We start from the raw sequence: 23,329 nt of genomic DNA, 5'->3' as shown, positions 1-23,329 counted from the left end.
TGTCGCTTGCCAGCGTGATGGGACCACCGTGTTGCCACGAGCATGGGACCACTTGGAAGTGTTATCGAGCATGGCGGACCTCGTTTCTGGGGTCAACGGTGACGCGCCCGCGTTGGCGGTAGGAGGGGCCTTCGACGACGAGGGTGTGCGCGCCTGAGGTGAGTCGATCGATGGCGGATTGGGCGAGGAGGGCGTCGGTGGTCAGGCCGAGCCATTCGGCGGGTTCTCGGTTCGACACCCAGATCGTGGCGGCGCGGCGGTGACGTTCGACGACGATCTCGTAGAAGTCGTTGGTTTGGGTGGCGTCGAGGGCCCGCAGCGCGAAGTCGTCCACGATGAGCAGGTCGATGCTGGTCAGGCGTCGGAGCTCGGCCTCGAGGGTGTTGTCGAGCCGGGCCGCCCGCAACCGGGTGAACAGTTTGTCGGCGCGGTGGAAGCCGACGGTCAGGCGGCGACGGATGGCGATGTGCCCGAGCGCGGTGGCGAGGTGGGTTTTGCCGACGCCGACGGGGCCGAGGATGAGGACGCCGGTGCCGGCTTCGGCGAACCGCAGGGTGGTCAGGTCGGACCACAGGTGCCGGTCGTAGGTGAGGTCGGGTTGGTCGTCGAAGGTGTCCAGCCGCATCGTGGGGTCCAGGCCGGCCTTGGCGGCGCGGAGGGTCGCGGAGCGGCCCTCGCGGCGGGTGACCTCGTCGGACAGGACGAGTTCGAGGAACGCGGCGTGGCCCAGCTGTTGCTGGCGGGCCAGGTGGAGCCGTTCGGGCAGGGTGTCGGCCATGCCGCCCAGCTTCAGGGCGCGCAGGGTGCGGGTCAGGTCGACGCCGACCGGGTCGACCGGCGCCGGGGGTCTGGTCATGGTGGTCATCGGTGCTCCTCCTCGAAGAGGGTGTCGGGTCCGTCGTCGCGGACCAGGGTCAACGTGGCGACCGGACCGCCGGCGGTGGGGGTCCGGTGACTGGCAGGGGTGGTCCCCTGGATGGCAGCGGGGCTGGTCCGGTCACTGGCGAAGGCCGTCGGCCGGGTGGCGAACTCGGCGGGTTGGCGGGCGAACCGGCCGCCGGGGATGGTGCCAGTCGGTAGCAGCGGCAGGGTGTCCTCGGTGGCCCGCTCCAGCATGGAGGCGATCTTGGTGACCGACACCACGTCGAGGTCCAGGGCGCGGGAGCAGGCGGCTTCGACCGGCCCGTTGCCGTAGCGGCGGACCAGCCCAAGGAGCCGGTACACCGCGCGCATCCGCGTCCACGGCAGCGGGTCGTCCAGGAGCCGCTCGGCGTAGATCCCGATACTCGACCCGTGGACCGCGCACGTGCTGATCAGGCGGGTCAGGTCCCGTAACGCGTAGCCGGACCTCTCTGCGGGCAGGTCGTCGCGGTCGGTGGATCGGCCCCCCGGCGCTTGGCGGGGGTGGGTCTTGACCAGCCGGCCCCGGTGGTACAGCTTGACCAGTTCCCGGTCGGCGCGCACGTCCAGCTGGTGGCCGAGGTAGGCGCCGGGCACCGAGTAGAGGGCGCGGGCGACCTCGACGTGGAAGTCGCGGTGCACCTTCACGGTCTTGAACACGGGCACGTCATACGCCGGCGGGACGGGCAACAGCACCCCGGCCTCGTGCTCGTCGAACACCTCCGCCGGGCGGGCCTGCAGGGTGCCGTGGATCCGCATCCCGGCCCGCTCGGCGCACCACACCGTGGCGCGTTGTTGGGCTTCCTCCAGGCTGGTGAACACCTCACCGGCCCAGAAGTTGCCGCGGACGTACTGCACCGCCCGCTCGACCTTCGGTTTGTCCTTCGGTGATCTGACGCGGGCCGGGTCGGTGCCGAACCCGGCGTGTTGGGCGTAATCGAGCCAGCCTTGGGACAGGCGCGGGTTCACCGGATCGGGGTCGGTGACGATGGCCTTCATGTTGTCGGGGATCAGCACCTTGAACACACCCTGGAAGAACGCCCACGCCGCTTCACAGCCGGCGATGACCGCCACCAACGTCTGCGAGTACGTCAACCAGACGAACAGGTGCCGCGAGTAGCAGGCGGTGAAGATCAGGGCGTGGACCTTCCGCCGGCGACCGTCTTCGCCGGTCAGGTAGCCCAGGTGTCCGAAGTCGACCTGCAGCTCGACGCCGGGCTCGCCGTCGGCGACCCGCACGGTGGTGTCCTTCACGCGGAACCCGCACCGTTCGGCGGCGAACCGGTGCAACGTCCGATACGGCACCACACACCCCTGCCGCGCCAACAGTTCGTGGACCTTCACCACCGACAACGGCTTGGCGTCCTTGCCGTCACCGGCCAACCACACCGCGATCTGCTCCTGGCGGGCTTCCAGGGCCTCCCACGCCGTCCCGTGCCCGTTCGGGCGGGCCGGACGCACCGCCGACACCACCTGAGCGACCAGGTCGTCATCGACCGCCGTGAACCCCGCGTCCCGCTGCAGACCGGCCTCCTGCGCGGCGGCCACATAGCGGCGGGCCGTCTTGCGGTCCACCCCCGCCCGCTCGGCGACTGTCCGCAGCCCGGCGCCCTCGAGCCAGCCGCGGAGTACTTCCCTGACCTCAACCACACTGACCTCCCTGAATCCCACGCCCGTAGACCTCCATGACGGCGACACCGACACGGCGATCCAACGAGCCGACCCAGGACCCACCGGCAAGACACGCCGGGTGGTCCCATGACTGGCAATCCAAGTGGTCCCATGAACCTGGCAGAAAACCCGCTACCCCGGTCCCATGCTCATGGCAGGCGACAGGGGTCGGACCGTCGTAGATGCAGAAGGTGCGGGTTCGGTCGGGGGAGACGTAGGACATCACCCAGGACACGTCGTGCTCGAGGTTCTTCTCCACGACTCCCTGAAGGGCCTTGGCGCCCTCCGCCGTGCCGGGGATGATGAGCCCGTCCGGGAAGGTGCGCTCGACGAGGTAGCGGTGCATGGGATCTCCTTGATCGCGGTGCAACTGACTCCTCCACCGTCGCTCAGGGTGGGGTGCGCGGGCATCGGGGGGTAGACCCCCAGATTGGGCGCACGCCCCCCCATGTCGGGACATTCGCCGCTGGGCTGTGGTGGTCAGCGCCCGGGTGTGCGTTGACCCGCCGGGGGCAGATCCTCTCGGCGGCCGACGCCGTACTTGGCCAGGACCGCGGATACGTGGTGCTCCACCGTGCGCGTCGAGATGTACAGGCGGGAGGCGATCTCGCCGTAGGTGAGTCCTTGGGTCAGCAGCTGGTGGATCTCGGCCTGTCGTGCTGTCAGACCGGCCGGGTGGTCTCGTGTGGCCGAGCGCGGCCCACGCGGAACCGCGACGAGCCCCCCGGCCCTCAGTTGGGTTCGGAGGCGCAGGGCCAGGGGTCTGCCGCCCAGCCGGTCCAGGATGCCCAGGGCTTGTAGTTGTCCGTCGGTGTCGCCGTCCATGAGTGCGAGGGCTTGCTCGTAGGGGCAGCCGATGCGCTCCCATGCCTGCGATGCGGCGTGCCACTCGCCGCGCACCATGAGCCGGAAGGGCTCCGCGGCGCTGTCAGGGACCGTGTCGACACCGCCGCACCGCCACAGCCAGTATCCGATCTCGCCCTGGGCCCACGGGCTGTCCGTCGACAGGGCCTCCTCCCCCGGGTGGGTGAGTATCTCTCGTCCGCGCTCGGGTCGACCGGCGAGCCACTCCAGCTCGGCCAGCGCGCACAGCGCCGGCCACCGGTGCTGCAGTTCGGCTCCGGAGCCGATCGAAAGGACGCGGTCCAGCACCTCGCGCGCCTCAGGGTCCCCACGGCGCGCTCGGATCCTGCCGATCGCAGAGAGCGCTGTCATCGGCGAAATGACAGCGGCCTCCACCGGAAGACCTGCCGGCCCTGGGCCAGCTCTGCCGCCTCGTCCCACCGCCCCTGCTCGCATCGGATGCGGGCCTGCCACGCGCGGTCGTAGGCCGCGTTGTAGTCCAGGTCGTGCGCTTGCGCCTCCGCGATTCCCCGCTCCAGCCAGTCGAAGGCGTCTTCGTACCGTCTGGCCTCACCGCCACCGCTCCCGAGCATCCCCAGCGCGCGGGTCGCCAGTCCTCGGTCACCCGCCCGATCCGCGCGCTCGAGAACATCGAGGAGCATCGTGATGCCGGAGTCGGGGTCACCGGTGACGAGCTCGGCCGCGCCCCAGAAGACCAGGGCGAGGTCGTGGTGCTCGGCGTCGCCGAGCGAGTCGGCCACGGCGACCGCCTCCCGTGCGAGCGCAACGGCCGGGGCATGATGTCTGGCCAGCATCGCGGTGCTCGCACCCTGAGTCAGCGCAGCCGCGAGAGCCGGGCCGGGAGCGCCTGCACGGAGGGTCTCCACCGCCTTCCTCTCAGTCTCGCGGGCCTGGGCGGCCGAGCCGGTGAGCCACTCGGCTCGGGCGAGCTTGAGGAGGGAGCTGCCGAGAAGCGCTGGATCGTCAAGCGTTCGTGCGATGTCGACGCCCTCGATCGCGCGACGCAGGGCGTCCTGCTGGCGGTCGACGAGCGTGAGGACGTCGACAGCCTCGTGCCGCAACCGGATCTGCTCCGCCAGCGGCAGCCTGTCCGGCGGTGGGAGGCGCTCTGCGGCGGCAAGGACGGCATCGAGCAGCTCTGCCGCCTCCCGCGTGGCACCCCGCCGTCGCGCCTGTCGCGCAGCGCCAGGACCATGTTGGACAACGGCGGAGCACTCCTCTGCGGCGATCGCGTGATGGACGACCCGGCTGAGATCGACCCGCTCCCCATCGAGCAGGAGCGGGAGCAGCCGTCGATGCCACTCCCTCCGTCTGGCCGTGGGTATGGCGGCGACCACCGCGCCACGGGCCAGCTCGTGGCGGAAGCGCAGACCCGCCGAGCCGTCGAGGAGTACTCCGGAGTGGAGAGCCCGCTCGGCCGCACCGGTATCCGTGCCCGCCAGATCGATGGCGTATGTGCACTCCAGGGCCCGCGGATCGAGCGAAACCGTCTCAACCACCCGGCGGGCGTCCTGGTCGAGCGCTCCCAGACGGGCCATGACAGCGTCCCGGACCGTCGAAGACGAGTAGTCGCCACTGGCGAGGACCTCGGTGACGAAGAACGGGTTGCCGCCGGTGAGCGCGTGCAGCCGCGTGGGGTCCAAGGGGGTCCCGGTCGTACACGCGAGCTGGGCGACAGCGGTCTCGCTGAGCGGCGCCAGACCGATCCGGATCACGGCCGGCTGCCGCTCGATCTCGCCGACGATGGCGGCGAGTGGGTGCTCGGCGGTGACCTCGTCGTCCCGGAAGGTCACCAGAACGAGGGCATGGCACCGCGTCAGACGTCTTCCGAGGAAGCGGAGCAAGTCAAGAGTCGCCCCGTCCGCCCAGTGGATGTCCTCAAGGACCACGAGCACGGGTTCGGGAAGGGCCCGCAGAACCGCGACGAGTCGGGCGAAGATGTCGTACGGCTCAGGCGCCCCGCGGAAGAGGTCTGAGAGTCCGGTTGCGGGGTCGTCCACGATGTCGAGCAGCGGGCTGAGAGGCCTCGGCGTGGCGAGCGGGTCGCACTGGCCCCACCACGTCGGACTCTCGACCTGCTCCGCGAGTTGCCGCGCGACGGTCGTCTTCCCGATGCCCGCCTCGCCGGTGAGCAGGACCATGCGACCCTCGCCGGTGGCGACGGCGTCGTGGAGCGCAAGGAGCTCCGCGAGGACCGTCTCGCGCTCCAGCACCACAAGCGGTGACACCATGGTGGGCACGCTACCCCGGCAGGGGCTCGGGGACGGCGTCGGACCGGCGTGTTCTCACCTTCCCACGACCGGGCGCTGCCCTCGCCGGCACCTCAACGGCGCTGGCGTCTGAGGACGAGGAGCGCGAGCCACGTGGTGACGATGAACGGCCACGTGAACACCGGGGCCGGGGTGAGGCCCAGCAGCGCCTGCGCCCCCACGGTCACCACCGAGCCCACCGCAGCCGCCAGCCAGGCCGGCCAGCCCGGCTTCAGGAACACGACCGCCAAGGCGATGGCGGTCAGGGTCGGGGAGAATCCCGCGAGCCCGTGCGCGACCGTCCCGACGTGCGTGCCTGTGGCGAGGGCGGTCGCCGCGCCGAGCGAGCTGCCCAGCACCGCCGCCAGGCCGACGCGCCACCCGGCCAGGCACAGCCCGACCAGCATCAGCAACCCACCGAGCCAACTCTCCACCAGCACGACCTGGGAGATCCCGGCAAGGATCCCCTGCAGCAGCAGGAGCAGGGGCGGCCCCTCCAGGCCCGCCGGGGGTGCGGGCGCCGCCGGGGGGATGATCGCCTGGTTCAGCAGGACGAGCAGCGAGCTCACCACACAGAACGGGGCGGTGAGGACGGGGAGCCCGGCTCTGGCCGTACCGCCCAGGGTCAGCGCGAGGTCGAGCCCCTTGGTCACCGCCGGGCACGCCGCCCCGCCGAGCACGGTGGCGAGGAAGGCGGGCCACGGGTGGGCGAACGTGGTCCACGCGGCCGCGCCCACCAGAGCACCGCAGTAGCCCTGCAGCCCTTGGGCGGTCGACACCCCCACCAGCCGGGCGGACGCCGTGGCGACAGCGACTCCCAGCGCGGTCATCAGCGCCATCGGGACCGACCAGACGGCGATGCCGGCGAGGGTCAGCAGACCGGTGGCCGGGTTGGGCTGGAAGAAGATCTGGCCGACGCCGTGGGCGAAGTTCCTGGCCGTTCCGGCCCACGTGATGGGTTCTGTCATGGTCATGGAGGGTCCTGTGGTTGGGGTCGAGGATCGCAAGGGTGTGGCTCTCACCACTTGCGCAGGTCAATGCGCGCGGTACCGAACCAGCGATCGCGCAGCAGCGCATCCACGTCGAGGAGCAGGTCCGCCACGACCTTGGTGTCGCGGCCCAGCGCCCGCAGCAGCAGACCCGGCCCGTCGACCAGCGTCAGCCCGGCGCGGACGCCGACGGCGGCGTCCGCCACCTGGTGGACGTCGTCCAGCAGAGCCTGGTCAACGCGGCGGTCCATCGCGAGCAGGGACCCCGCGTGCGAGAACCCCTCCATGGCGCCGAGGCCGGACACGTCACCGTCGTGCGGGCGCAGGACGAGGTTGTCCCAGACGACCGGGCGCCCACCGACGGACACGCTCGTGAAGAGCCGCACCTGGTCGTAGGAAAACCATGTGCCGTCCGGGGACCAGCCTGGCGTGACGACCTCCGCGCCGACGAACGTGGCGGCGGGGTCGAGCTCGAGCGTCATGCTCTGGTCGTAGCGCGCGTCGCGGTAGGCGATCACCTGGTCGGGGACCATCTCCAGGACGCCGCCGGCCGCCACACGCACGTGGGTGTGATGGCGGGCGGGGGCGGTCGGCGTCCGGTAGATCTTGGTGGCTGCCTGGGTGGTGAACAGCAGGGAGGCGTCCGGGCCGACGTCGAGTTCGGTCAGGTAGGTGTCCCCGCCCAGGTAGCCGCCGCCCGGGTTCACCGAGACGAGGCAGACCTGCCCCGAGTGGTCGAGCCGGTGCGGCCTCAGGACGCGGAGCGCGCCGCGGTGGTACTGGGCGGCGACGACGGAGCGACCGTCCCGCCGGGCGATCCGCAGGTGGAGTCGCCCGGTCGGTTCGTCCGGCCAGCCGGCTGGGGCGTCCTGCCAACCGGTCACCGTCAGCCCTGCAGGTCGATCATGAGGACGTCATGGCGGATCCAGTCCAGGACGCGGGCCAGACCGTCGTCGGTCTTCAGGTTGGTGAAGCAGAAGGGCTTGTCACCGCGGAACGTCCGCGAGTCGGCCTCCATCACCGACAGGTCGGCACCCACGTAGGGGGCGAGGTCGGTCTTGTTGATCACGAACAGGTCGGCCTTGATCATCCCCTGACCGGCCTTGCGGGGGATCTTCTCGCCCTGGGCCACGTCGATGACATAGATCGAGAAGTCGACCAACTCGGGGCTGAACGTCGCCGACAGGTTGTCCCCGCCGGACTCGACGAAGACGAGCTCCAGGTCGGGGTGACGGCGGACGAGGTCGGCCACCGCCGCCTCGTTCATCGACGTGTCCTCGCGGATCGCGGTGTGGGGGCACCCCCCGGTCTCGAGACCGATGATCCGGTCGACGGGCAGGACGCCGTTGGCCGCCAGGATCTTGGCGTCCTCGGTGGTGTAGATGTCGTTGGTGACCGCGGCCATCGACACCTCGTCGGCCAGGGCGCGGGTGATCCGCTCGATGAGTTGGGTCTTGCCGGCACCCACGGGGCCGCCCACCCCGATGCGGATGGGGCCGTGGCCGGTTGAATGCGTCATCGTTGCCTCGCTCTCTCAGGACATGAACATGCGTGCCCGGAGGCGCTCGTGGCGCATCTGGGCGATCTCGACGCCGGGCGGAACAGCTCCGAAGTCTTCGGGGGACAGCGTGGCGATGCGTGCCACGGCGTCCGTCACCTCGGCGCGGGCCGCCGCCAGGACCCGCTGGCCAGCCGTCTGCCCGAGCGGGATGGCTCGAACCGCGATCTGCGTCAGCGATGTCGCCACCGAGTACAGGTACGCCGCGACGGCCACTCCCCGGGGCGCCCCCAATTGCTGGGCGGTGATGGCCACGGCGACGACCGGATGGCCGTGGCAGCGACGGTCGGCGAGGCGTCCGGCGTAGTCATCGAGCAGGGGCAGGGCGTTGGAAGCCCGCGCGATGGCGACCATCCGGGCCCCCATCGTGCGGGCAGCATCCCGCACCTGGCGGGGCAGCGCCTGCGCCGCCAGGCGCTCGTCGACGCCCCAGACCCTGTCGGGGGCGCCCGCGTCGAGCGCCTCGTAGACCATCCGGGCGGCGAGCCCGTCGGCGTGGGTGAGTTGGGTGCGGACCAGCACGGTCAGCCAGGCGGTGAGGGACGCCTCGTCCGTGACCCTTCCCTCGTCGATGTAGGTCTCCAGGCCGAGCGAGTGGCTGAACGCCCCGGTGGGCAGGGCCGAGTCGCACAACTGTGCCAACGGCAACTGCCAGCCCGGGACGTCCCACGCCCGGTCAGTGGCTGTGCTCGGCATGCCGGAACGGCACCTCCATCAGCCGGTTCTGCCGGATGAAGCGGACCCCCACCTCCTGCAGGTAGTGCTCGGCCGTGTGGTCGTACTCGATGACCATCAGCCCGTGGTGCCCCTCCAGGCCCGGAGCATCCACCCCCGGCGGGAGGAACTGGGCGGGCAGGTGGCGGTTGCCCAGCGTGTGGGCCACCACCCCCATCTCGAGCACGCTGCCCGGCGCGATCACCAGCACGTCCGTGGGCTCGACGGAGACCACCACGAGGACGCCCGGCTCGCGGAGGAGGATGTCCCCGTCCGCGAGGTCGGCGGAGCCGGTGAGCCGCAGGCCCAGTTCGCGGCCGTGGTCCGTCCGAACCCGCTGGACCCTGCGTCGCAGTGACGCCTGGTCCAGCACGACCCTCTCCACGTGCACGGCCGACCGCTCGTCCGGCGGGATGTCGGCGATGTTGCCGACCACCTCTTCGACGATCACCGAGGCCTCAGAAGAGGAAGTAGAGCTGCGTCAGGGCGAGCCGCTCCGCCGGTTCGCAGGTGGCGAGCACCCCGTCGACCGTCACTTCGTAGGTCTGCGGATCGACCTTCAACTCGGGAGTCTCGCCGTTGAACGCCATGTCGGCCTTCGTGAGGGTCCGGATGCCGTGCACCGCGCGTATCTGCTTCCGCAGCCCCAACTTCTCCGGGACGCCGGCGTCCACCGCCGCTTGGGACATGAACGTGATGGAGTTCTGCTGCGGTGCGTCGCCGAGGGCCCCGAACATGTCCCGCATGGTGCGCGGCTCGGGGGTCGGGATCGATCCGTTGGAATCGCCCATCAGCGCCATCACGATCTGGCCGCCCTTCAGGATCAGGCTCGGCTTGGCGCCGAAGAAGGCCGACTCCCACAGCACCAGGTCGGCCCACTTGCCCACCTCGACGCTGCCGATGACGTCGGCCATGCCGTGGGCGCGGGCGGGGTTGATCGTGTACTTGGAGACAAACCGTTTCACCCGGAAGTTGTCGCCGTTGGCGGGGTCGCCGGGTAGCGCGCCGCGCGCTTTCTTCATCTGGTCGGCCACCTGCCAGGTGCGCGTGATGACCTCGCCGACACGTCCCATCGCCTGGGAGTCGGACGACGTGATCGAGAACACGCCCATGTCGTGCAGGACATCCTCGGCGGCGATGGTCTCTGCGCGGATCCGGGAGTCGGCGAACGCGACGTCCTCGGGGATGTCCGGGTTGAGGTGGTGGCACACCATGAGCATGTCGAGGTGCTCGTCGATGGTGTTCTTCGTGTACGGCAGCGTCGGGTTGGTGGACGCCGGCAACACGTTGGGAAGGCCGGCAAGCGTGATGATGTCGGGGGCGTGCCCGCCGCCGGCGCCCTCGGTGTGGAACGTGTGGATCACCCGCCCGCCGATGGCCCTCCTGGTGTCCTCGACAAAGCCGCACTCGTTGAGCGTGTCGGTGTGGATCGCCACCTGGACGTCGAACTCGTCGGCCACTTTCAGCGACTCGTCGATGGACGACGTGGTGGCGCCCCAGTCCTCGTGCACCTTCAGGCCGATGGCGCCGGCCTCGATCTGCTCCGCCAGCGGGCCGCGGGCCGAGGCGTGGCCCTTGCCGAGCAGGCCCACGTTCATCGGGAAGCGTTCCAGGGCGACGAACATCCGGGCCAGGTGCCAGGGGCCCGGGGTGATGGTGGTCGCGTTGGTCCCTTCGGCCGGACCGGTGCCGCCACCGACCATCGTGGTGATGCCGGACGCCAGCGCCGTCGGGATCTGCTGGGGCGAGATGAAGTGGATGTGCGAATCGATCCCGCCCGCGGTCAGGATGCGGCCCTCGCCGGCGATGATCTCGGTGGAGGCGCCGATGACGATGTCGACGTCGTCCATGATGTCGGGGTTGCCGGCGGCGCCGATCGCAGAGATGACGCCGTCGCGGATGGCGACGTCAGCCTTGTAGATGCCGGTGTGGTCGAGCACGATCACGTTGGTGATGACGGTGTCGGGGACGCCGTCATCGCGGGAGCGGCGTCCGTTCTGCCCCATGCCGTCGCGGATGACCTTGCCGCCGCCGAACACGACCTCGTCGCCCTTGTGGGTGAGGTCGTACTCGATCTCGACGAACAGGTCCGTGTCGCCGAGGCGAACGGCGTCGCCCGTGGTCGGGCCCAGAAGGCTCGCGTAGGCCTCGCGGCTCATCTCGAAACTCATGATGCCTCCTCCCCCCGCGCCGGATCGAGCGGGCCGTTGGTCTGGTTCGCCAGCCCGTACACCTCGCGGGCGCCGGCGAGGGCCACCAGTCGGACGGTCTTGGCATCGCCTGGCTCGAAGCGGACAGCTGTACCGGAGGGAATGTCCAGTCGGAAGCCGTGCGCAGCGGCACGGTCGAAGTCCAGGGCTGTGTTGACCTCCGCGAAATGGAAGTGCGAGCCGACCTGCACGGGCCGATCGCCCGTGTTCGTCACGCGCACCTGTTTGGTCGGACGACCCGCGTTGATCGTGATCGGGCCCGTGCCCAATCGGTACTCTCCAGGAATCATGCTGCCCCCCCTCAGCGGATCGGGTCGTGGACGGTGACCAGCTTGGTCCCGTCAGGGAACGTCGCCTCGACCGCGACGGCGTGGATCAACTCGGGGACGCCTTCCATGACGTCGCTGCGCGACAGCAAGGTCGTGCCGTAGGACATCAGTTCGGCGACGGTTCGACCGTCGCGCGCCCCTTCGAGCAACTCGGCGGTGATGTACGCCACCGCCTCCGGGTGGTTCAACTGGAGGCCTCGCTCTTTGCGGCGCCTGGCCAGGTCTGCTGCGACCACGATCAGGAGCTTCTCCTGTTCGCGGGGAGTGAGGTGCATGTGCTGACTCCTCTCCGATGCGTGGCCCGACCGGGCCACAGGGGGATGGTAGTCCTGCCCACACAGGTCGGTGCAGTCCCCACCGTGGTCCTCACGGGAGCAGCCTCCGCCCCACACTCCAAGGCGTCAGGAAGGCTTCCAGCGCGACGGTCACGCCCCTGCGTGGGGAGGGGCAGCAGCTCGCGCGGCGCTGTACGGTCGGTCAGTGGCCACTGAACGCTCGCGTATCCGGGTGAAGGCGATGCTGATCGCTCCGAACGCCGCTGGGACGGCGCATGCCGTCTCTGTGAACCAACCCACCCTCGAGAACCCCGACGGCTACCACCGGCTCATCGGGGGCAGCGTGGAGCTCGGTGAGACCCATCGCGACGCAGTCCTCCGCGAGGTGAGTGAAGAACTCGGAGCGACCGTCAACCGCCTGACCTATCTGGGGGTGGTGGAGAACATCTTCCGCATGGACGGTCAACTCGGCCACGAGATCGTCTTCCTCTACACGGGCCGCCTGGACCCCGAGCCGGCCCCAGGCGGTGCCGCGCTCATCGAGACGGACGGGTCCGTGGTCCCGGTCGTGTGGCGACCTTTCGACGATGCTGAGGGCGATCTGCCGCTCTACCCCGCGAACGCGGCCTCCTGGCTTCCCCAAGCACCCTGACCCCCGACTGCGGTGGCGCGATCAGCCATGCCGCGCGGCGGATTCGGGGTGAATGGGGTCAGGAGGCAGCGCCAACCGAGCGCTGCCTCAACGCGCTCAGGATGTGGGGTCGATGTACAGGAGCCGATTCGGCGTTCCCCTGCCGGCGCTCTCGACCACCTTCTTCGTGGCGGTGCCCTTGATCGTTGCGGCAACCTCGGCCGGGGTCATCCCCGGGTTCTTCTCGAGGATTCGGGTGGCCACTCCAGCGACGTGCGGTGTGGCCATCGACGTGCCTGAGATCGTGTTCGTGGCGGTCGTGGATGTGTACCACGCTGAGGTGATCGACGACCCCGGTGCGAACAGGTCGACACAGGAGCCGTAGTTGGAGTACGAAGCCCGAGCATCCGTGCTGGTGGAGGCAGCGACGGTGAGCGCTTCCGGCACCCCCGCCGGCGAGAAGTTGCAGGCGAGCTGATTGCTGTTCCCTGCCGCCACGGCCATGGTGACGCCGTCCGCGATGACGCTCTTCACCGCCGTGTCCAGCGTCTTGGACTTGTGACCGCCCAAGCTCATGTTCCCGACCGCGAGTTCGCCGTTGACGTGGACTTCCTTCACCCAGTCCAGGCCCGCGATGACACCGCTGGTGGTGCCCGACCCGGCGCAGTCGAGGACGCGCACCGGAACGATGGTCACCTCTTTGGCGACCCCATAGGTGGCGCCGCCGATGGTCCCGGCCACGTGCGTGCCGTGGCCGTTGCAGTCGCTCGCATCGGTGTCGTCGTCGACGAAGTCGTAGCCCCCGGCGACTCGACCGCCGAACTCCTCGTGATCGGCCCGCACGCCCGTGTCGATGACGTAGGCCTGCACCCCCACACCACTGGAGTCATACGAGTACGAGCCCGACAGCGGCAGCTTCCGCTGGTCGATGCGGTCCAAGCCCCACGTAGCCTCCGTTTGGGTGGTGTCGGCTGTCACGACCTGGTCTTCTTCGATGACGACGACGCGCGGGTTCCTGGCGAGTGCGGTTCGCTGCGCGTCGTTGAGCTGGGTGATCATGCCGGGGAAGACATGCGTCAGGACCCTGCCCACTCCTACGCCGCGCGCCTTCGCGGCCGCGGCCTCAGCTCGGGGGTCGACACCGTCACGGAACTGCACGATGTAGGTCTTGGTGTCGGTGCTCGGACCTGGTGCCGGCTGACCCATGGCTGTGGCCGGCAGCACCGCCAGGGGGATCGTCAGGACCAGCGCCGCGCACGTGCGTCGCCAAGTGGCCGTTCCCTTGTCGGAAGGGCGGTGATGAACTGACATGGTGTTCTCCCCATGGTTGAACCACACGGACGCTGTTGCCCGCCGATGTCGTCGCCCGGGTGCGCGGGACGATCTGGTCCTCGGGGAGGCTGCTCCGCTCGACTGGAGCGAGGCGGCGCCGCCCGGCGGCCACGAACAGATCACGCGGACTCCGACACCCTCAATTATCGCACCGCGGGGCCGAGTTTGGCCCGTACGAAGTTTCGGCGGTGGGCGGTTTTGTTCTTCGAGGGGGACCGCAGCCACACCCGAGACACTGAGCCGGATCCGGGGCTCCCGCGACACCGGGGGTGTGGGTAGGGTCGGGCCCAGAAGGCTCGACGACGAGGAGGGCGCAATGCCGTACCTGACCATTCCCGGTGACACCCCGATCCAGCTCTACTACGAGGACTCCGGTGGCGAGGGCCGTCCGGTCGTGTTGATCCACGGCTGGCCGCTCTCGGCCGAGGCCTGGGCTGCCCAGATCCCTGCCCTGCAGGACGCCGGGTACCGCACGATCGCCTACGACCGCCGCGGATTCGGGCGCTCCGACAAGGCGCCGGACGGCTACGAGTACGACACGCTGGCGTCCGACCTCAACCACCTGATGACCGAACTCGACCTGACCGACGCCGTGCTCGTCGGCTTCTCGATGGGGGGCGGTGAGGTCGCGCGCTACATCGGCACCTACGGTGAGTCGAGGCTGTCCGGCGCGGTGTTGGCCTCGGCGATCACGCCCGCGCTCTGCATCACCGACGACAACCCCGACGGCGGCATGCCGCTGTCCGGCTTCGGTGGTCTGCGCGACGAGTGCCAAGGCGACCGGGGCGCCTTCCTGGAGAAGTTCATGACCTGGTTCTTCAGCAACCCGTCGGAGATGACGATCAGCGACGACCAGTTCCGCGACGTGCTGAGGATCGCCGGACAGGGTTCCGACCGGGCCCTCCAGGACACGATCATCGCGTGGGCGACCGACTTCCGGGAGGACGTGGCGAAGTTCACCGTGCCGACGCTGGTCGTCCACGGGGATTCGGACAACAACGTCCCGTTCTCGGCGTCCGGCCGACGCGCGGCGGAGATGATTCCCAACTGCCGCCTCCACGTCGTCGCCGGCGGACCCCACGGCATCACCACCTCGCATGCGGACGAGTTCAACCGCGTGCTGCTGGAGTTCCTCGGTTCTCTCTAGCGCCACCCCGCCTGCGCAGGAACGCACGCGCCGGTAGCGTTCTCGCCATGCCTGCGCACGTGGAAGCCGACCCGTTCCATCCGGGCGCCTTCCGGGTGGTCGCCGGCGACACGGCGCAGTCGTGGGTCGATCCGGCCGACCCGCTGCGGATCGAGTTCGAGTACGTCCAGCGCATCGTCGAGGCGCTGGACGCCACGGTGCTGGGACGCCCTGACGCGGACCGGGTGCGGGTCGTCCACCTGGGAGGGGGAGGCCTGACGATCCCGCGCTACGTCACCGCCCGCCGTCCGGGCACGGCCCAGGTCGTGTGCGAGCCGGACGCCGACCTCGTCGAGGACGTCCGCCGCCTCATGCCCCTGCCGGCCTGCTCGGGGATCAAGATCAGGACGGTCGCCGGACGCGAGGGCCTGCAGGCCATGCCCGAGGACTACTTCGACGCCCTGGTGCTGGACGCCTTCGACGGGCCGCGCGTGCCGGCATCGTTGGCGACGGGGGAGTTCCTGTCCGAAGTGGCTCTGCGCCGGCGTCCGGGCGGGGTGTTCATCGCCAACATCACCGACCGTTCTCCCTTCGCCTGGTCGCGCCGGTTCGTGGCGGCGGTGCGGGACGTGCACCGCTCGATCCTCCTCAGCGCCGAGACGGCGGTCTGGAAGGGTCGCCGCTTCGGCAACCTCGTGGTCGTCGCCTCCGATGGGCGCCTGCCCGCGACCGAACTGTCGCGGCAGGCCGCGCGTGCGGCGTTCCCGTACCGGTACATCGCGGGCCGCGACGTGGTGGAGTGGATCGGGGCGGCCGTGCCGTTCACGGACGACGAGCAGCAGTCCTCGCCGGTGCCCAAGCGGGGGACCTGGTTCAGTTGACGGTGGTGGTGTCGGTGCCCAGCCCGTCCTGGGGTGCGTGGCCGTCGTTGGTCACGCCTGGCCGAAAGCCCAGGCGATGGGCCAGGGCGATCGCCTCGGCGCGATGGTGCACATCGAGTTTGGCCAGGATGTGCTGGATGTGGGTGCCCACGGTCTTGTCGGAGATCACGAGCTCGCGCGCGATCTGGCGCTGTGTCCGACCGGCCAGCAGTCGCGCCAAGATGTCCTGTTCCCGCGGGGTGAGCGCCCGGAACGTTGCGTCGGCGGCGGACGACGGTGGCCCGCGCCGGGTCGACCCTTCACCGGCACGGGAGACCGAGCGCTGGATGCGCCAGCGCACCTCCTCCGGGTGCAGGGGAGTGACGAGGTAGTCGTCGGCACCCAGCATGAAGCCGACCACGCGGTCCAGGGGATCGGTCCGTGTGCTCGAGAAGAGCAGGACGGGGATGCTGGAGTCGCGGTAGAGCAGTTCGCGGCAGAGGACGAGGCCACCGGACTCGACTTCCAGGAGGGCGGCATGGAGAGCGCGACAGGGGTGGTCCGGAGCGCTCGGCACCATCGCCTCGAGGGCGTCCGCCACCGAGGTGACGACGTTCACCACGAAGCCTTGGGTGACGAGTGCGGCGGCCAGCGAGGCGACCGAGGCTCGATGCTCGGCCAGGATCAGGATGTCCATGCGACCCCCGTCGAAACCCTAATGATCCACTGTAATGAGTGCCTACCGACAAAATCAAGTGATTGACCGATACCAACGCCGTCGTGACGCTCCTAGGTTCGACACACGGAGTGCTTGGCGCGACACCGTCGGTGTCCGGGCACCCCGCATGTCTAGGGGGACATCATGCACACACCACCCGCATCACCCCGACGCTCGCATACCAGCAGGGCCGGACGCCTGGCCGCCGTGTTCGTCGCGGCGGGCGCACTGGCCCTGGGCGGTTTGCAGCCGGCCTTCGCCACCCACGCCTTGGTGGGGCTGGCCGGCAGCAACTTCGAGATCGACGCCGACGCCAACCTCAAACTCGACGACCCGGCCCCGTCGATGGACTGGGCGACCGTCGGGGAGGCTCGCAAGGCGGACCTCCCCAGCGGTAGCGGTGACGACTCGTTCGGGCAGGGCGCGTCCGAGGACACGGCAGTGCCCACGGTCGTGGACGGCAGCATCCCGCCCAACAAGAGCGACCTGAAGACCTTCGGCACCTACCTCGAGGTGGCAGGCGCGACGAAGTTCCTGCACCTGTTCTGGCACCGTGTCCAGGACCCGACCGGCACGACCAACATGGACTTCGAGTTCAACCAGTCCTCCACGCAGAGCGCCAACACCATCACCCCGGAGCGCACGCAAGGCGACCTGCTGATCCAGTACGACCTCTCCAACGGCGGCACGCACCCGACCCTGTGGCTGTCCACGTGGGAGACGATGGACAAGACCAAGTGCCAGGCCTCGAACAAGGTCCCTTGCTGGAGCACGAAGAGCAACCTGAGTTCGGCGGGCATCGCGGCCGGCTCGATCAACACGTCGGCGATCCTCGACACTGACTCGGACGGGCTCGGTGCCATCAGTGCGCGCACGTTCGGCGAGGCGACGGTCAACTTCACCGCACTGATCCCGCCCGGAACGTGTACGTCGTTCGGCAGCGCCTACCTGAAGAGCCGTTCGTCCGACTCCTTCACCTCGGCGCTGAAGGACTTCATCGCGCCCCTGTCCGTGTCGATCAACAACTGTGGCTCGGTGCGGATCGTGAAGACCGACGACGCCAACGCGCCGTTGGCCGGCGCCGAGTTCACGCTGTACAAGGACCTGGGCACCATCGGCGGGACGCGCGACCCCAACGTCGACGTCATCACCGATCCGGTTCAGAAGTGCACCACGGGCAGCGCCGGTGTCTGCACGATCAACAGCGTCCTCTTCGGCACCTACTGGGTGGTCGAGACCGTGGTCCCGACCAACCATGACCCCGCTCCGGACACGGCGATCACCGTCACGACCGATCAGATGGTCACGGTGACCCTCGTCGACCCGCGGCAACGCGGCGTCATCGAGATCACCAAGACCGCCAAGCACTTCGGACGGACGCTCGCCACACCCACCGAGCCGAACCTGACCGCCACCTTCGAGGTGAAGAAGGGAAGCACGGTGATCATGAACGGCAGCTCCGGCACCTGGTCCACCGACGCCACCACCGGCAAGGTCTGCATTCCGGACCTGCTGTTCGGCACCGACTACACGGTCGAGGAGAAGTCCGGGCAGGCCGGCTACCAGCTCGAGGCAGGAACCAAGTCCGTGACGGTCAGCCAGAAGGCCACGTGCAGCACGGGGACGAAGGCGACGGTGAGCTTCGAGAACAAGCCGTTGTCCAACATCTCGGTGACGTTCACCCCCCAGGTGACCGGGGGTACCGCGGCCAGCATCGTCTGCCGGGATGCCACCGACGCCGTCCTCGGCTCTGACGCGACACCCGGTGGGACGGTCTTCGACGACACCGCCGAGGCGGTGACCAACCTCGTCGAAGGTACCTACACCTGCACCATCGTGATCGACCCGTAAGCGGTCGGTCCGGCCCATGGCCCGGCCCGCGGCGCCCCATGCCGCGGGCCGAGCCCCGTTCAGGGAGGAGGGGCACGGGTCGCTGGCATACTGACCGGGTGACCGAGACCGCACCCCGCCGCGCACTGCCCGAGGAGCGCGGGCGTCGCAGCGGGGCCCCGCGCAGGGGCGGCGGCCTGACCATCGCGGGCGTCTCGCTCCTGGTGCTGGGGCTCGGGGCCCTGGGGTGGTCGTCCTACGACCTGTTCTGGAACCCCTTGGTCGACCCGCAGGTGGCCGCGGCCGAGGCGTCCGACCTGCGGGACGAGTGGCAGCGGCCGGCGGCCGCCCAGCCCGTCCGACCCCTGCCCGGCGACGCGGTCGCGCTGATGCGCATCCCGAAGTTCGGGGCGGACTTCGAGCAACCGGTGCTGGCGGGCACCGAGCAACCCACGCTGAAGAAGGGCCTGGGCTGGTACGACGGCACGGCCGCGCCGGGGCAGGTGGGCAACTTCGCCGTCGCCGGCCACCGGGGGGCCACCGGGCCGTTCGCCCCCATCGTGGACCTCGCCGTCGGCGACCAGGTCATCGTCGAGACCCGGGATGCGACCTACACCTACGAGTTGACCAACAACCCCGCGGAGATGACCGTCAAGGACACCGACACGTGGGTCATCCAGCCGGTCCCGGGCAAGCCGGAGGTGCGGCCCACCGAGTCGCTGCTCACGCTCACCACCTGCCAGGACCTCTTCCGCTCGCCGGACCGCACGATCGCGTTCGGCAAGCTCGTGGCGACGCAGTCGAAGTAGGCTTTCGCCCATGTCCGACCGGGAAGATCTGATCAAGCACATCCTCGACCTCGCCGTGGTGCACGGGAAGGTCACGCTGGCGTCCGGCAAGGAGGCCGACTACTACGTCGACCTGCGCCGCGTCACCCTCGACGGCGTTGCGGCGCCCGTGGTCGGACGCGTGATGCGCGAGCTGGTCGCCGATTGGGACTTCGAGGCCGCCGGCGGGCTCACCCTCGGGGCCGACCCGGTGGCCGTCGCCATGCTGCACGCAGCCGCCGCGGACGGAGAACGCCTGGACGCGTTCGTCGTGCGCAAGGAGTCCAAGGCGCACGGCCTTCAGCGGCGCATCGAGGGCACCGAGGTGTCCGGACGACGCGTGCTCGTCGTCGAGGACACCTCCACCACCGGTGGCTCCGTCATGCAGGCCGTGGAGGCGGTGCAGGACGCGGGCGGCATCGTCGCGGGTGTGGTGACGATCGTGGACCGCAACACGGGCGTCCGGGAGCGGATCGAGGCCGCGGGCCTGCCCTACCGCTACGCGGTGGGGCTGGGGGATCTCGGATTGTCGTGATCGCCCGCTAGGCTGGCGCGCATGGAATGGATCGCCATCCCCCTGATCATCGTCCTGCTCGTCGTGGTCGGAGGCATCGCCTGGGCCGTGGGCGCCTACAACGGCTTCGTGAAGCAGCGCAACCTCATCCAGGAGTCCTGGCGGCAGGTCGACGTCGAGCTGAACCGGCGCTACGAGCTCATCCCGAACCTGGTGGAGACCGTGCGCGCCTTCGCGGGCCACGAGCGAAACACCCTCGAGGGCATCGTCCGGCTGCGCCAGCAGGCCCAGCAACTCGCGTCGGCCGAGCGGGGGGACGCCCCGTCCGCCCAACGCGCCGCGGTGGAGGAGCAGCTGACCCAGCAGGTGCATGGCCTGATGGTGCAGGTCGAGGCCTACCCCGAGTTGAAGAGCAACCAGAACTTCCTGGAGCTCCAGCGGCAGCTCGCCGAGACCGAGGACCGCATCGCGGCAGGGCGTCGTTACTACAACGCCAACGTGCGCAACTACAACACGCGGATCGAGTCGGTGCCGTCGAACTTCATCGCGAACTCGTTCAACTTCCAGAAGGCGACCTACTTCGAGGTCAACGACGCCGAGGTGCGCCGCGCTCCCGACGTCAGCTTCGGTGAGATCTCCTACCGGGGCGACGCCCCCGACTCGCAGCGCCAGTCCGGTCCGGCGTCGGTCCAGGGCTCGAACCCGAACGAGTTGCCCAACCCGCAGGCGGGGCGCGAGTCCCAGCCCCTCGACTTCGGCCAGCAGCAGCCGCAGCCGGCTGACCGCCCCGAGGGTGAGGGCTACCAGCCCCCGAAGTACAACTGATCCTTCCTTCTGAACGCCCGGTCCCGTTGGGGGCCGGGCGTTCGTGCTGTGTGGTCTCAGCGCCGACACTCAGGAATGCCACGTCCAGGGTGGATTCGCCACGCGTGCAGATGTGGCAAGCCTGAGTGTCGGGCCGTCCCAACCCGAGGGGCCCACCCTGGGCGTCGGCACCCGGCCGGCCGTCGTGGGCCTGCGGCAGACCAGGGCCAGGGTGCCAAGGGTCAGGGCGCAGGTCGCGGCGAAGAGGATGGAGACCCGTCTCGACCAGGTCGGCGGGCCGTTCCCGCTCCCTGAATCGAATGGACTATTCAGTACTGCGAAGACCCCGGCCGAAGTCGTCGAGGGACGCGTTCACGTCCTGCAGGAAGCGGAGGCAGGTGCGCAGGTCGTCCACCGAGTAGGACGCCATCGCCTCGGCGTGCACGCGGCCGAGGGGGCCGAAGAAGGCTCCGGCGACCTGGCGCCCGTGCTCCCCGAAGCGCAGCAGCACCCGGCGCCGGTCGGTCGGGTCGGCGTCCCGGTAGACGTGGCCGGACGCGGCCAGGCGATCGACGACGTAGGTGACCGCCCCGGGGGACACCTGCAGGTGATCGGCCAGCTGTCGGGCCGTGAGGGGGACCCCTTCGCGCTCGGCCCGGTAGATCAGCGTGAGAGCCCGGAAATCGGTGGTGTGCAGGTGGTGCTGCCCGGCGAACACGGTGCCGATGCGGTCGGACGCCAGCGCCAGGGCCTGCACCTGCGAGACCAGCGCCGTCACGAGGCCGTCGTGCGTCGTGGTCTCCTCGCTCATGGGGCGCATCGTACTCGCGAACGCCCGGGGGCCGTTCGGGGCAGGAGTATCGTCGCCGTTCGTGACCGATGCCCGCGAGGAGTTCGAGTTCCGGAAGATCCGGTGGATCTACTTCGGTCTGTTGATCGGCATGTTCACCAGTTCGATCAGCCAGACGGTCGTCAGCCCGGCGATCCCACGGATCATCGCCGACCTCGGTGGCGTCGAGTACTACTCGTGGCTGTCCACGATCGTCATGCTGGTGATGACCATCGTCACCCCGATCAGCGGGAAGCTGTCCGACATGTTCGGCCGCAAGCGGTTCTATGCGCTGGGCCTGATCATCTTCATGCTGGGCAACGTCCTGTCCGGCGTCGCGCAGTCCTTCGCCTGGCTGGTCGCGGCGCGCGCCGTCCAGGGGGCGGGCATGGGGATCCTGATGCCCCTGTCCCAGACGATCCTCGGTGACATCATCCCGCCCCGCCAGCGCGGAAAGTACGCGGGCTACATGGGGGCGCTCATGGGTGCCTCACAGGTGGCCGGACCGCTGATCGGCGGCTTCGTCACGGACGTCTCGACGTGGCGCTGGCTGTTCTACATCAACCTGCCCGTCGGATTCCTGGCGCTGTACCTCGTGGTGCGCTTCATGAAGATCCCGGAGCTGGACATCCCCCGTAGGGTCGACCACGCCGGCATCGCCACCATGACCATCGGTGTCAGCGCCGCCCTGCTGGGCATCAGCTTCGGCGGCACGCGCGGCTGGACCGACCCGCTGGTGCTGGGGTTGCTCGGGCTGGGGGTCGTGTTCCTCGTCGCGTTCGTCGTCATCGAGCGGCGGGCGGCGGAGCCGATCGTGCCGATGTCGCTGTTCCGCAACTCGATCTTCACGTGGTCGGTCATCGCCGCCAGCCTCATGAACATGGTGCTGATGATGCTGATCATCTACACGCCGGTGTACGCCCAGGGCGTCCTCGGGGTGTCGGCCACCGCGTCCGGCGCGATCCTCATCCCGATGAACGTGGGCCTGTTCGCCATGGGCATCGTGGTCGGCAACCTGACGACCCGGACGGGGCGGTACAAGTCGTTCGCCGTGGCCGGCGTGGTGCTGATGACCGTGGCGTCCGTGCTGCTGCTCCGGCTCGACGCGAAGTCCACCCCGCTGGAGCTCACCCTCTCCACGACGGTCATGGGCCTGGGCGTGGGCATGTCCTTCCAGATCTACACCTTGACCGTGCAGAACGCGGTCCAGCGCCGCGACCTCGGCCCGGCGACGTCGGCGCTCCAGTTCTTCCGGAACATCGCCAACACTCTGGGCACGGCCATCGCCGGCAGCCTGATGACGTCGCAACTCGTGACCAGCCTGAACTGGCGGATGACACCGCAGGCCCGGCACGAGGGGCCGCGCGGTGGCATCGACCCCAATGCCGTGCTCAACCCGTCCGCCATGAAGGACCTGCCCGACTCGGTGGCCCTGGTGCTGCGACTGTCCCTGTCGGACGCGATGCAGGCGATCTACGCCATCCTGCCGTGGTTGAGCATCGCGGTGCTCGCCACCACCTTGATGATCCGGGCGATCCCGCTCCGCGACTCGTTCGCGCCCGAGGAGCCCGGCCAGTCCGCGGGCATGAGCGCGGCCGACCCGCAGGCTCTCTCCCTGACCCCGGAGGAGCACCACGCGCGCAACAAGGAGCGCATGGTCGCGGCGCACCTCATCCTGCTCACCGAACAGGTCGAACGCCCCGAGAACGCGATCCTCCGGTCGGCTCTGGCCGAGTTCGGTGGGGGAGACCTGGAGCGCGGCCTGCAGTTGCTGCGGTCGACCTCGACCATGCTGCTGGCAGAGGATCCCGAGGTCATCGACGAGCACGAGTCGTTCGCCGTCGAACTGGCCGGCCACGGTCACCGGCAGCAGATGCTGAGCCCCGAACTCACCGCGCGCCTCACCGCGGTCGCGAAGCGGGTGGCGGAGGATGCCGGGGACACGGCGTCCTCCCACCCGACGAAACCGCGTCTGGACTCGGTCGAGGGGCTGGACAGCCACGCCCTCCAGCGCGCCGTGTGGATGCTCGACACCGCTCTGGTGGCTGACTCCGCCTCCCGCCGCTGGGTGGGGGAGGCCGCCGCCCGGGCGGGTGACG

23 protein-coding genes and 1 pseudogene are annotated in these 23,329 nt (G+C 69.6%); 8 read left to right on the top strand and 16 right to left on the bottom strand.

What is annotated here, in order from left to right:
* Positions 1-61 precede the first annotated feature (61 nt).
* The 13 genes from istB to AC5YDA_RS02560 all read right to left on the bottom strand — a co-directional run bounded on the left by istB (position 62) and on the right by AC5YDA_RS02560 (position 11,759).
* A complete protein-coding gene (istB, locus tag AC5YDA_RS02620) occupies positions 62-865 on the bottom strand; it encodes an IS21-like element helper ATPase IstB (protein WP_496189084.1) in 804 nt (267 codons plus the stop codon).
* A complete protein-coding gene (gene istA / locus AC5YDA_RS02615) occupies positions 862-2,571 on the bottom strand; it encodes an IS21 family transposase (protein WP_496192733.1) in 1,710 nt (569 codons plus the stop codon). The genes istB and istA overlap by 4 nt, the downstream gene beginning before the upstream one ends.
* Complete coding sequence (locus tag AC5YDA_RS02610) at positions 2,543-2,917, bottom strand: DUF4242 domain-containing protein (protein ID WP_496192732.1); 375 nt, start codon at positions 2,915-2,917, stop codon at positions 2,543-2,545. The genes istA and AC5YDA_RS02610 overlap by 29 nt, the downstream gene beginning before the upstream one ends.
* Positions 2,918-3,051: 134 nt before the next feature.
* Positions 3,052-3,786, bottom strand: coding sequence for a helix-turn-helix transcriptional regulator (locus AC5YDA_RS02605; protein WP_496189339.1), 735 nt, complete (start codon positions 3,784-3,786; stop codon positions 3,052-3,054).
* Positions 3,783-5,666, bottom strand: coding sequence for an ATP-binding protein (locus tag AC5YDA_RS02600; protein WP_496189340.1), 1,884 nt, complete (start codon positions 5,664-5,666; stop codon positions 3,783-3,785). Before AC5YDA_RS02600 ends, AC5YDA_RS02605 begins: the two co-directional genes overlap by 4 nt.
* Positions 5,667-5,758: 92 nt before the next feature.
* The gene (locus AC5YDA_RS02595) at positions 5,759-6,658 is read right to left on the bottom strand and encodes an urea transporter (protein WP_496192731.1); all 900 of its coding nucleotides are present in this window, start codon (positions 6,656-6,658) and stop codon (positions 5,759-5,761) included.
* A 44-nt stretch (positions 6,659-6,702) separates the two neighbouring features.
* Positions 6,703-7,557 (bottom strand): urease accessory protein UreD, encoded by an 855-nt coding sequence (locus AC5YDA_RS02590; protein WP_496192730.1) that lies wholly within the window; start codon positions 7,555-7,557, stop codon positions 6,703-6,705.
* 2 nt (positions 7,558-7,559) lie between these two features.
* Positions 7,560-8,192 carry an urease accessory protein UreG gene (ureG, locus tag AC5YDA_RS02585; protein WP_496189343.1) on the bottom strand — a complete coding sequence of 211 codons (633 nt, stop codon included), beginning with the start codon at positions 8,190-8,192 and terminating at the stop codon, positions 7,560-7,562.
* 15 nt (positions 8,193-8,207) lie between these two features.
* Positions 8,208-8,927 (bottom strand): urease accessory protein UreF, encoded by a 720-nt coding sequence (locus tag AC5YDA_RS02580; protein WP_496189344.1) that lies wholly within the window; start codon positions 8,925-8,927, stop codon positions 8,208-8,210.
* On the bottom strand, positions 8,908-9,396 hold the full coding sequence (locus AC5YDA_RS02575) for an urease accessory protein UreE (protein WP_496189345.1): 489 nt from the start codon (positions 9,394-9,396) through the stop codon (positions 8,908-8,910). The genes AC5YDA_RS02580 and AC5YDA_RS02575 overlap by 20 nt, the downstream gene beginning before the upstream one ends.
* 7 nt (positions 9,397-9,403) lie before the next feature.
* Positions 9,404-11,116, bottom strand: a complete 1,713-nt coding sequence (ureC, locus tag AC5YDA_RS02570; RefSeq protein ID WP_496189346.1) for an urease subunit alpha — start codon at positions 11,114-11,116, stop codon at positions 9,404-9,406.
* Complete coding sequence (locus tag AC5YDA_RS02565) at positions 11,113-11,445, bottom strand: urease subunit beta (RefSeq protein WP_496189347.1); 333 nt, start codon at positions 11,443-11,445, stop codon at positions 11,113-11,115. The genes ureC and AC5YDA_RS02565 overlap by 4 nt, the downstream gene beginning before the upstream one ends.
* An 11-nt stretch (positions 11,446-11,456) precedes the next feature.
* Positions 11,457-11,759: an urease subunit gamma gene (locus AC5YDA_RS02560; RefSeq protein ID WP_496189348.1), complete on the bottom strand. Its 303-nt coding sequence runs from the start codon at positions 11,757-11,759 to the stop codon at positions 11,457-11,459.
* A 205-nt stretch (positions 11,760-11,964) separates the two neighbouring features.
* Here AC5YDA_RS02560 and AC5YDA_RS02555 point away from each other — a divergent pair, with 205 nt between their 5' ends.
* On the top strand, positions 11,965-12,411 hold the full coding sequence (locus AC5YDA_RS02555) for an NUDIX hydrolase (protein WP_496189349.1): 447 nt from the start codon (positions 11,965-11,967) through the stop codon (positions 12,409-12,411).
* Between the two features lie 96 nt (positions 12,412-12,507).
* On the opposite strand, the gene AC5YDA_RS02550 is transcribed toward AC5YDA_RS02555, so the two are convergent.
* Positions 12,508-13,701, bottom strand: a complete 1,194-nt coding sequence (locus AC5YDA_RS02550) for a S8 family peptidase (RefSeq protein ID WP_496189350.1) — start codon at positions 13,699-13,701, stop codon at positions 12,508-12,510.
* Between the two features lie 337 nt (positions 13,702-14,038).
* On the opposite strand from AC5YDA_RS02550, the gene AC5YDA_RS02545 reads away from it, so the two are divergent.
* Together AC5YDA_RS02545 and AC5YDA_RS02540 are read left to right on the top strand one after the other, a co-directional pair.
* On the top strand, positions 14,039-14,869 hold the full coding sequence (locus tag AC5YDA_RS02545) for an alpha/beta fold hydrolase (protein ID WP_496189351.1): 831 nt from the start codon (positions 14,039-14,041) through the stop codon (positions 14,867-14,869).
* A gap of 47 nt (positions 14,870-14,916) precedes the next feature.
* Positions 14,917-15,729, top strand: coding sequence for a spermidine synthase (locus AC5YDA_RS02540; protein ID WP_496189352.1), 813 nt, complete (start codon positions 14,917-14,919; stop codon positions 15,727-15,729).
* On the opposite strand, the gene AC5YDA_RS02535 is transcribed toward AC5YDA_RS02540, so the two are convergent.
* Positions 15,722-16,405, bottom strand: coding sequence for a LuxR C-terminal-related transcriptional regulator (locus AC5YDA_RS02535; protein WP_496189353.1), 684 nt, complete (start codon positions 16,403-16,405; stop codon positions 15,722-15,724). The two genes, AC5YDA_RS02540 and AC5YDA_RS02535, sit on opposite strands and share 8 nt — an antisense overlap.
* A gap of 165 nt (positions 16,406-16,570) precedes the next feature.
* Here AC5YDA_RS02535 and AC5YDA_RS02530 point away from each other — a divergent pair, with 165 nt between their 5' ends.
* From AC5YDA_RS02530 to AC5YDA_RS02515, 4 genes are all read left to right on the top strand, one after another.
* Entirely contained in the window at positions 16,571-18,277 is a 1,707-nt protein-coding gene (locus AC5YDA_RS02530) for an MSCRAMM family protein (RefSeq protein ID WP_496189354.1), read from the top strand.
* 98 nt (positions 18,278-18,375) lie between these two features.
* On the top strand, positions 18,376-19,065 hold the full coding sequence (locus tag AC5YDA_RS02525) for a class E sortase (protein WP_496189355.1): 690 nt from the start codon (positions 18,376-18,378) through the stop codon (positions 19,063-19,065).
* A 10-nt stretch (positions 19,066-19,075) separates the two neighbouring features.
* Entirely contained in the window at positions 19,076-19,618 is a 543-nt protein-coding gene (pyrE, locus tag AC5YDA_RS02520; RefSeq protein WP_496189356.1) for an orotate phosphoribosyltransferase, read from the top strand.
* A gap of 21 nt (positions 19,619-19,639) precedes the next feature.
* Positions 19,640-20,422 carry a LemA family protein gene (locus AC5YDA_RS02515; protein ID WP_496189357.1) on the top strand — a complete coding sequence of 261 codons (783 nt, stop codon included), beginning with the start codon at positions 19,640-19,642 and terminating at the stop codon, positions 20,420-20,422.
* A gap of 304 nt (positions 20,423-20,726) precedes the next feature.
* Here the strand turns inward: AC5YDA_RS02515 and AC5YDA_RS02510 are convergent, their stop codons facing one another.
* Positions 20,727-21,212, bottom strand: coding sequence for a MarR family winged helix-turn-helix transcriptional regulator (locus AC5YDA_RS02510; protein WP_496189358.1), 486 nt, complete (start codon positions 21,210-21,212; stop codon positions 20,727-20,729).
* On the opposite strand from AC5YDA_RS02510, the pseudogene AC5YDA_RS02505 reads away from it, so the two are divergent.
* Positions 21,127-22,572: pseudogene (locus tag AC5YDA_RS02505) on the top strand (MDR family MFS transporter); the annotation flags it as partial. The gene AC5YDA_RS02510 and the pseudogene AC5YDA_RS02505 sit on opposite strands and share 86 nt — an antisense overlap.
* Positions 22,573-23,329: the final 757 nt, after the last annotated feature.

It is taken from the genome of Propioniciclava sp. LT294, from assembly GCF_059516005.1.
This window is presented reverse-complemented; position numbering and strand designations above follow the sequence as displayed.

Coding starts and splice junctions, on each gene's coding strand:
- istB (WP_496189084.1), bottom strand. CDS start 865: ATGACCACCATGACCAGACCCCCGGCGCCGGTCGACCCGGTCGGCGTC.
- AC5YDA_RS02610 (WP_496192732.1), bottom strand. CDS start 2,917: ATGCACCGCTACCTCGTCGAGCGCACCTTCCCGGACGGGCTCATCATC.
- AC5YDA_RS02605 (WP_496189339.1), bottom strand. CDS start 3,786: ATGACAGCGCTCTCTGCGATCGGCAGGATCCGAGCGCGCCGTGGGGAC.
- AC5YDA_RS02600 (WP_496189340.1), bottom strand. CDS start 5,666: ATGGTGTCACCGCTTGTGGTGCTGGAGCGCGAGACGGTCCTCGCGGAG.
- AC5YDA_RS02595 (WP_496192731.1), bottom strand. CDS start 6,658: ATGACCATGACAGAACCCATCACGTGGGCCGGAACGGCCAGGAACTTC.
- ureG (WP_496189343.1), bottom strand. CDS start 8,192: ATGACGCATTCAACCGGCCACGGCCCCATCCGCATCGGGGTGGGCGGC.
- AC5YDA_RS02580 (WP_496189344.1), bottom strand. CDS start 8,927: ATGCCGAGCACAGCCACTGACCGGGCGTGGGACGTCCCGGGCTGGCAG.
- ureC (WP_496189346.1), bottom strand. CDS start 11,116: ATGAGTTTCGAGATGAGCCGCGAGGCCTACGCGAGCCTTCTGGGCCCG.
- AC5YDA_RS02565 (WP_496189347.1), bottom strand. CDS start 11,445: ATGATTCCTGGAGAGTACCGATTGGGCACGGGCCCGATCACGATCAAC.
- AC5YDA_RS02560 (WP_496189348.1), bottom strand. CDS start 11,759: ATGCACCTCACTCCCCGCGAACAGGAGAAGCTCCTGATCGTGGTCGCA.
- AC5YDA_RS02550 (WP_496189350.1), bottom strand. CDS start 13,701: ATGTCAGTTCATCACCGCCCTTCCGACAAGGGAACGGCCACTTGGCGA.
- AC5YDA_RS02545 (WP_496189351.1), top strand. CDS start 14,039: ATGCCGTACCTGACCATTCCCGGTGACACCCCGATCCAGCTCTACTAC.
- AC5YDA_RS02540 (WP_496189352.1), top strand. CDS start 14,917: ATGCCTGCGCACGTGGAAGCCGACCCGTTCCATCCGGGCGCCTTCCGG.
- AC5YDA_RS02535 (WP_496189353.1), bottom strand. CDS start 16,405: ATGGACATCCTGATCCTGGCCGAGCATCGAGCCTCGGTCGCCTCGCTG.
- AC5YDA_RS02530 (WP_496189354.1), top strand. CDS start 16,571: ATGCACACACCACCCGCATCACCCCGACGCTCGCATACCAGCAGGGCC.
- pyrE (WP_496189356.1), top strand. CDS start 19,076: ATGTCCGACCGGGAAGATCTGATCAAGCACATCCTCGACCTCGCCGTG.
- AC5YDA_RS02515 (WP_496189357.1), top strand. CDS start 19,640: ATGGAATGGATCGCCATCCCCCTGATCATCGTCCTGCTCGTCGTGGTC.
- AC5YDA_RS02510 (WP_496189358.1), bottom strand. CDS start 21,212: ATGAGCGAGGAGACCACGACGCACGACGGCCTCGTGACGGCGCTGGTC.